Raw genomic sequence first — 7459 nt, 5'->3', positions numbered from 1 at the left:
CGCCGTGCGCGGAGCGGCCCGCTTGCCCCCCGTCGCGCGGGGTTATTCGCGCAGTGCTATGGTGTGGCGTTTCGTCCTCTGCGAGCGGCTCGATGCGCGACACTGTCGATCTTTCCCGTTATTTCACCCGTATCGGCTATCGCGGCCCAGCCGAGCCGACGCTCGACGTGCTGCGTCAATTGCAATTGCACCATCCGTTGGCGATTCCGTTCGAGAACCTCAATCCGTATGCGGGCTTGCGCGTCGCGCTTGATCTCGATTCGGTGTGCGGCAAGCTGATCGAGCGGCGGCGCGGCGGCTATTGCTTCGAGCAGAACAAGCTGTTCCACGCGGTGCTCACGCAACTCGGCTTTCGCGTGACGCCGCTGATCGCGCGCGTTTACTGGCAGCGGGCGCCCGAACTGCCGCCGCCGCCCCACTCGCATATGTTGCTGTCCGTCGAACTGGACGGCGCGACGTGGCTCGCCGACGTCGGTTTCGGCTCGATCACGCTGACGGCGCCGCTGCGCGTGTCGCTCAATCAGGCGCAATCGACGCCGCACGGTCAATTTCGCGTGACCAGTGCGCCGGCGGCGGATGAACTCGATCTCGAATGCGAGACGCCGTCCGGCTGGAAACCGCTGTACCGTTTCGCGCTCAGTCCCGTCGAATGGATCGACTATGAGGTGGCGAATTGGTTTACGTCGACGCATCCCGAATCGTTTTTTACGCACGATCTGGTGGTGTGCCGCGTGATGCCCGATTCGCGCGCGAATCTGTTCAACGACATGCTGACGCTGCGCGGATTGCGCGGGGACGCGCAGACGTCCCGGCTGCCGGATTTCGACGCATGGTCGGACTGCTTGCGCGAGCGGTTCGGGCTCGATCTAACTGGATTCGACGCGCCGGCGCTTTATGCGCGCGCGGTCGCTCGCACCGATGCGGGCAGGCCGGCCGCCTGAGCCGGCTCGTTGAGCCGGCCGGTGGCCGGCGGCCGGCGGCTTGACGGCCCGGCGGGCTGTCGGCCTGGAGTCGGCCCCGGCCGACGAGCGGCCAGCGGCTGACAGCCGTTGCGGCGGTGCGATTTGATTTCGCGCGAGGACGGATGGCCACTGGCGGGCGCGGCGTGGTGGCGCATCCGGCGCATCCGCGCCGCCCATATTTCTTGCGACCGCCCGCGCCCGTCCGCGACAAGGCTCGCGCGCACGCTTATCCAGACGTGCGCCGAATCCGGCCGATCATGCGCCAGAATCGCGGGCGCGCGGTGTGCCTATGCGAACCGCAAGCGCTTCGTTGCCGCGGCGGACCACCCGCGCGTGCCGCGGGCGGCGCTTGCGGTTGCGCTCAGGACTGCGCCGCGGCGGGCGTCGGATGCAGCGGCACGCGGCGCGGCGCGGCCTGATCGGCATAACGCTCGTTGGCGGCGTCGATGTTCGCGAGCAGCGTATCGACGTTCTTCAACAGATGGCGATTGTCGTAATCCCACGGATGGAAGCCCGGCCGGAAATAGTCGAGCCATTCGAGCATGATGCTGGCGAATACGCCCTTCGTCGGGCTGTACAGAAACTTGAAGAGCCGCCACATGCCTTTGAGCTTGCCGTGACGCAACCGATGCGCCAGCATCAGCCGGACGTGGAAATCGAAGATCACCGTCCAGAAGATCACGGTCGTGACGAGCATCGTGCCGGTGCGCAGCAGATAGGTTTTCACACCGGACGGCATCACCGCGTTCCAGACGTCGTAGGACACCGATTTGTGCTCGGTTTCCTCCGTCGCGTGCCACAGCCACATTTGCGTATAGCCTTGAACCGAGCCTTCGATCCAGCGCGACGGGTAGGCCAGCAACTGATTCGCGAACATCGCCGTGTAATGCTCGAGCGCGATCGTGATCGCGAGCTGGACCGAGTGCGGCAGCACTTTCTTGCCCCAGCCGAGGAACGTCCACAGGCGCTTGTCCAGCTTATGCGCGGGCAGGCCCGCCGCTTCGAGCAGATCGTTGTATTCGATGTGCTCGCGCGTATGCATGGCTTCCTGGCCGATGAAGTCCGCGACCTGCTTCTTCAACTCGGGGTCTTGAATCTGATCGCGGTAGTTGCGCACCGAATCCATGAAGAAGCGCTCGCCCGCCGGAAACAGCAGCGACAGCGCGTTCATGAAATGCGTGACGGGCGCGCCCTGGACGTGCCAGTCCTGCACGCGATCGGCGGGCAGCGCGAAACGGATGTCGCGCCGCACCGGCAGCAGATGAGGATGAGTCATGATTGTTCGCCTCCTTGGTTGGCTGCGTTGTCGTAGGTGGCATGCACCGGAGCCGGCGCGGGCGGCGTGCGGCCCGATGCACGGCGCGCCCGCGAGCGTTGCAGTTTGGTCGCGAGCACGACGAGCGATTGATACGCGCTGGGCAGCGTGCGTGCGAGCCAGTCCGCGCCATGCGCGTCGCGGCCGATCAGCACGCGGCGCTTGTTCTTGCGCACGCCGTCGAGGATCACGCGCGCGGCTTCGTCGGCGGTCGTGATGAAGAACTTCTCGAAATCCGCCTTGCCCTGCTGCTCGCTCTCGACGATGAAGCCGACCATGTTCTTCGCAAGCCGCGCCGATTGCGCGATATTGGTGCGGATGCCGCCCGGATGCACGCAAGTCGCAGACACGCCGCACTTCATCAGATCGAGTTCCTGGCGCAGCGATTCGGTGAAGCCGCGCACCGCATATTTCGTCGCGTTGTAGCCGCTCATGCCCGGCTGCGCGAAGATCCCGAAAATGCTCGACGTATTGACGATATGGCCGTCGCCGGACGCCTTCAGGTGCGGCAGGAACGCCTTCGTGCCGTGGACGACGCCCCAGAAATTGATGTTGACGATCCATTCGAGATCGCTGTATTCCATGCCGTCGATCGTGCTCGACAGCGCGACGCCTGCGTTGTTGAAGATGAGGTTCACGCGGCCGTGCGCCGCGGCGGTCTCGTCGGCCCATGCGTGCATCGCGGCGCGATCGCCCACGTCGAGCGCACGGGTGGTGACCTGGATGGAAGGCGCGAGCGCGCGCACGATCCGTTCGGTCTCGGCGAGACCGGTTTCGTTCTTGTCCGCCAGCGCGACGTTGCAGCCGTCCAGCGCGAGCTGCACGGCGAGCGAGCGGCCCATGCCCGAGCCTGCGCCCGTGATTGCTGCGACTTTGTTGGTGAAACTCTTCATGTTCGATGACCTCGTGCGGTTCAGGCTTCGGCGGGCGCCGGCGCGGCGGCGGCGGGCGCGGGCGCATCGGCGGGGACCGTGCGCTGCGCGTCGCGGGGCTTGGATTCGTAGTAGTACGGCTGGTAGGCCAACATCGAGAAGCATTCCGTCTCTTGCCGGAAACGCCAGGTGAAATCGGGCCACAGCGTTGTGTTTCTGCCGGTTTTCGGGTCGAGATACCAGCTGTTGCAGCCGCCCGTCGACCATACCGTGCCTTTGAGCTTGGTCTGTATCCGGTCGTTGTAGTCGTGCTCGACGATCGGGCGCACGTCGATCGCCTCGACACGCTCGGTGCGCATCGACTTCAGCGCGCCGAGCACGTATTCGATCTGCGACTCGATGATGTACACCATCGAGTTGTGGCCGAGACCGGTGTTCGGGCCCATCAGGATGAACCAGTTCGGATAGCCGGGAACGGTCGCGCCGAGGTACGCGTGCAACCCGTCGCGCCACGTGTCGACCACGTCGACGCCGCCGCGTCCGATGATCGTGCCGCGCGGGAACGGATTGTTGATCTGGAAGCCGGTGCCGTAGATCAGGCAGTCGACCTCATGGCGCTTGCCGTCCTTCGTGACGACCGCATCTTCTTCGATCCGCTCGATGCCGGTCGTGACGACATCGACGTTCTTGCGCGTGAGCGCCGGGTAGTAGTCGTTCGAAAGCAGGATTCGCTTGCAGCCGATCGTGTAATCGGGCGTGACGGCCGCGCGCAGCTCCGGCTCGGAGATCTGGCGGTGCAGATGGCGCAGCGCGAGCTTCTGCACCAGTTTCATCGCCGACGGGTGAACGGCGAAACCGAGCACGCGCGATTCGAGCATCCAGTACAGGCCGCTGCGCAGCAGCTTTTGCGTGAACGGCAGATTGCGGAACAGCCATTGCTCGAGGCCGTTGATCGGGCGATCGGGCTTGGGCATGATCCACGGCGGCGTGCGCTGGAACAGCGACAGCCGTGCGACGCGCGGCGCGATCTGCGGCACGAACTGAATCGCGCTCGCGCCGGTGCCGATCACCGCGACGCGCTTGCCCTCGAGCGGGTAGTCGTGGTTCCAATGCTGCGAGTGGAACGCTTCACCCTTGAAGCGTTCGATACCGGGAATGTCCGGCAACGCCGCGCGCGACAGGCCGCCCATGCCCGAGACCAGCACGCGCGCGACCACGCGCTTGCCGTTGGCGAACGCGAGGCGCCAGCGGCGCGCGGCTTCGTCGTAGGTCGCGTTGACAAGCTCGTGATCGAAACGCAGATGCGGATACACGCCAAAGCGCTGCGCACAGTCTTCGAGGTATGTGCGAATTTCCGGCTGTGGGGCGAACATCCGCGTCCAATTCGGGTTGGGAGCGAACGAAAACGAATAGACGTGCGATTGAACGTCACATGCACAACCGGGGTAATGGTTGTCGCGCCAAGTGCCGCCGACCGAATCCGCTTTTTCGAATACCGCGAAATCCTCATGGCCGGTTTGCCGGAGGCGGATGGCCATCCCGAGCCCGGAGAAACCGGTGCCGATGATTGCGATGTCCAAGGTTTCTTCCGCGTTCGCGCTGTCTAGCGGAACGAGGGGCAACTTGCTGCGCGCGTTCATCCAAGCGTCTCCTATTGGCTCACTTTTAAATGTGACATTAAATGATGTCACAATAAGCCAGGAAAGCCTGATCCGCAAGGCGGGTAGACCGGAGACTCTAGGCGCGCGCGCGCATTTATTGCACCGCGATAACATCGGTAATTCGTGTGGACAAGGGCTGGATTCGCGGCCCCGTTAATTCGATGTGCGCCGCCGCAATACGCCGAACGTGATGGCGAGTTGCGCGGCCGCATAGAGAAACCAGATCCAGTCGTCGATACCGGCGAATGCGAAGGCGGGGAGAAAACGCCCGATGCCGATCATCGCATCGGAGCCGACGAACGCGAGCGCGCCGGTGGCGATCTGCGGGCCGGGCGTGCGTGCGCATAGCGCGAGGCTCGCCATCACGCCGAGCGTCGCGATGTAGAAGGCGACCGGGGCCGCGAGCACGGCCAGATGCGGAAAGAACGCGGCATACAATCCGGGCGCCGCCACCCACAGCACCGCGAGCGCAACCGCCCGCGGCCCGCGTGGCGCGGCTCGCCACGGCGCGAACAACGCGCAGTAGGCGAGATGGGCGAGCAGGAACGCGCCGAGGCCGGCGACGAACGACAACGGCCACTGCGGGAGCGCGAGCAGCACGTCGCCCAGCACCGACGCGCCGAGCGCCGCGACAAGCCAGCCGCGCTCGCGTGCGGCGGGATGCCGCAGCGCCGCGACGAGCAACAACATGCCGAGCGCCGCTTTGGCCGCAGGCTGGCCGGGATAGGGTGTATGGCCGAGCGACAGCCCATACAACAGCGCAGCGAACGCCGCGGCGAGCCAGAGGCCGCGCGTGCGCACGGGCAGGTTGGATAACAAAGTTGTCTCCTTGCATGTAGCGGATTGACGCGCGCGGGCGGCGGCCAAGTCTGCGGGATGAGCACGAAGACAATTTCAGGGACGGATAATCATCCGTCAAGCGCAGCGAAGGACGGTTGATCGCGACAGCGCGCGCCAACGGCGAGTTAAGAGCGGGCGAAGCGGGAAGGCGAAGCCGGCCGCTGGTCGTTCCGCTGCCGCCCGGCGGCCCGGCGCCGCAGGGGATGACCTGCGCACGCGCGTGGCCCGCGAGCGGGACGCGGGCCGGCTGCTATGGGCGCGGGTGCGCCTAGCGCTTTTTCGGCCCGCCTTTTGACGCTTTCGATGCCGCCTTTCCGAGCGCGAGCGCCGTGTCCTGCGCGGCCTGGTTGCTCAGCTTCTTGTCGAGTATCGTCGCGACCCTGCCGCCCAGATAATCGCTCGACGCCGCTTCAAGCGCGCGATTCATCTCACCTTCGACGAATACCGCCGACAGCGGCCGCAGCCGCCAGATCGCGTCGACGAGCGCCGGTACGTCGGTGGGCGGCGGCAGCGAGCCTTCGTCGTAGCGGTCGAGGCGGCGCACGACGAGTTCGACGAGTACGCGTGCGATGGCGTCGAAGTACGGGCGCGTGAGCGAGATCGCGTCAAGCAGTTCGCGTGCCGGAATGCCTTCGCGCACCATCGCCGCCGCGGCTTCGATGAGCGCCGGGCTTTTTGCGATGAACGACAGGCCGCGCCGCTCGAGCAGGCCCAATTCGGCGACGCGCCCGAGCGAAGCGGGCGTCTGCGGGCCGAACATCTGGATCAGTTGCGCGAGCGAATAGCTTTGGGGGCGCTCGTGCGACCAGCGGCCGCCTATCGCGTTCTCGAGACCGAGGATCGAGCGCAGATCGTGGCCGTCGTCGATCGCCTTGATCAGATCCTGGATGTTCGACAGCGTGTAGCCGCGCGCGAGCAAGTGATTGATGACTTTCAGGCGTGCGACGTGCGTGTCGTCATAAATGCCGACGCGGCCGCGCTTGCGCGGCGGCGAGAGCAGGCCGCGATCCTGGTACGCACGCACGTTGCGTACCGTCGTGTCGGCCATGCGCGCAAGCTCGTCGACCGTGTATTCGCTCGGCGCCGTTGCTTCGTCGGCGCCTTCGGCTGATTGGGTAGGGTTTGATTTCGACATGCGGCGATTTTAACGCGGCGATGTGTCTCAATGTGAGACGTCGATGACAGCTTCTGACGGCGGGTGTTGCGCGCCGTCGCCAAGCGGGCGCTGCAGCAGCGCGGTGTCGATCCAGCGGCCGTGCTTGAAGCCGACCGCGCGCAAGGTGCCGGCCGGCTCGAAGCCGAGCGAGCGATGCAGCGAGGCCGAGCCGCCGCGGCCGCCGTCCGCGATGACGGCGATCATTTGCCGCCACGGCCCGGCTTCGCAGCGCGCGATCAACGCGGCGAGCAGCGCGCGGCCGATGCCGCGGCCGCGATGCGCATCGGCCACGTAGATCGAATCCTCGATCGCGTAACGGTACGCGCTGCGGGACCGGTACGGCGTCGCATACGCATAGCCGGCGAGTTGCCCGTCGAATTCGGCGACGAGATACGGCAAACCGTGCCGCAACACCGCGTCGCGCCGGGCGCGCAATTCGTCGACGGCGGGCGGCGTCTCTTCGAGCGAGGCGACACCCGTCAGCACGTGATGAGCATAGATCGCATGGATCGCGCCGAGATCGGGGTCGACCGAGTCGCGCACGGCGACGCAATGGGCGGGCGCGGGAGCAGTGCTGGTCATGACAGGGGCAGGCAAGGTTGGGCAAACCGTCACTATGCGCGTATCCAAAATTGTTCGCACAAAGGCGGGCG

At 65.8% G+C, this 7459-nt stretch carries 7 protein-coding genes; 1 reads left to right on the top strand and 6 read right to left on the bottom strand.

The features are described from left to right. Positions 1 to 92: 92 nt before the first annotated feature. Positions 93 to 941 (top strand): arylamine N-acetyltransferase family protein, encoded by an 849-nt coding sequence (locus BSIN_RS10685; protein ID WP_089340463.1) that lies wholly within the window; start codon positions 93 to 95, stop codon positions 939 to 941. A gap of 382 nt (positions 942 to 1323) precedes the next feature. Here the strand turns inward: BSIN_RS10685 and BSIN_RS10680 are convergent, their stop codons facing one another. From BSIN_RS10680 to BSIN_RS10655, 6 genes are all read right to left on the bottom strand, one after another. Next, positions 1324 to 2238 (bottom strand): metal-dependent hydrolase, encoded by a 915-nt coding sequence (locus BSIN_RS10680; protein ID WP_089340462.1) that lies wholly within the window; start codon positions 2236 to 2238, stop codon positions 1324 to 1326. Next, positions 2235 to 3170, bottom strand: a complete 936-nt coding sequence (locus tag BSIN_RS10675; RefSeq protein WP_089340461.1) for an SDR family NAD(P)-dependent oxidoreductase — start codon at positions 3168 to 3170, stop codon at positions 2235 to 2237. The genes BSIN_RS10680 and BSIN_RS10675 overlap by 4 nt, the downstream gene beginning before the upstream one ends. A 20-nt stretch (positions 3171 to 3190) precedes the next feature. Beyond that, positions 3191 to 4789, bottom strand: coding sequence for a flavin-containing monooxygenase (locus tag BSIN_RS10670; protein ID WP_089340460.1), 1599 nt, complete (start codon positions 4787 to 4789; stop codon positions 3191 to 3193). Between the two features lie 174 nt (positions 4790 to 4963). Beyond that, positions 4964 to 5629: a lysoplasmalogenase gene (locus BSIN_RS10665; RefSeq protein WP_089340459.1), complete on the bottom strand. Its 666-nt coding sequence runs from the start codon at positions 5627 to 5629 to the stop codon at positions 4964 to 4966. Positions 5630 to 5918: 289 nt separating this feature from the next. After that, positions 5919 to 6785 carry a MerR family transcriptional regulator gene (locus BSIN_RS10660; RefSeq protein WP_059514448.1) on the bottom strand — a complete coding sequence of 289 codons (867 nt, stop codon included), beginning with the start codon at positions 6783 to 6785 and terminating at the stop codon, positions 5919 to 5921. Positions 6786 to 6812: 27 nt separating this feature from the next. After that, a complete protein-coding gene (locus BSIN_RS10655) occupies positions 6813 to 7388 on the bottom strand; it encodes a GNAT family N-acetyltransferase (protein ID WP_089340458.1) in 576 nt (191 codons plus the stop codon). Positions 7389 to 7459: the final 71 nt, after the last annotated feature.

It is taken from the genome of Burkholderia singularis, assembly GCF_900176645.1.
Lineage (GTDB): Bacteria > Pseudomonadota > Gammaproteobacteria > Burkholderiales > Burkholderiaceae > Burkholderia > Burkholderia singularis.
The sequence above is the reverse complement of the archived record's forward strand: the minus strand, read 5'-3'. Positions and strand labels throughout refer to the sequence as shown.

What these genes read in the sequence shown, in the direction of transcription:
- BSIN_RS10660 (WP_059514448.1), bottom strand. Translation starts at nt 6,785, where the DNA reads ATGTCGAAATCAAACCCTACCCAATCAGCCGAAGGCGCCGACGAAGCA.
- BSIN_RS10685 (WP_089340463.1), top strand. Translation starts at nt 93, where the DNA reads ATGCGCGACACTGTCGATCTTTCCCGTTATTTCACCCGTATCGGCTAT.
- BSIN_RS10680 (WP_089340462.1), bottom strand. Translation starts at nt 2,238, where the DNA reads ATGACTCATCCTCATCTGCTGCCGGTGCGGCGCGACATCCGTTTCGCG.
- BSIN_RS10655 (WP_089340458.1), bottom strand. Translation starts at nt 7,388, where the DNA reads ATGACCAGCACTGCTCCCGCGCCCGCCCATTGCGTCGCCGTGCGCGAC.
- BSIN_RS10675 (WP_089340461.1), bottom strand. Translation starts at nt 3,170, where the DNA reads ATGAAGAGTTTCACCAACAAAGTCGCAGCAATCACGGGCGCAGGCTCG.
- BSIN_RS10670 (WP_089340460.1), bottom strand. Translation starts at nt 4,789, where the DNA reads ATGAACGCGCGCAGCAAGTTGCCCCTCGTTCCGCTAGACAGCGCGAAC.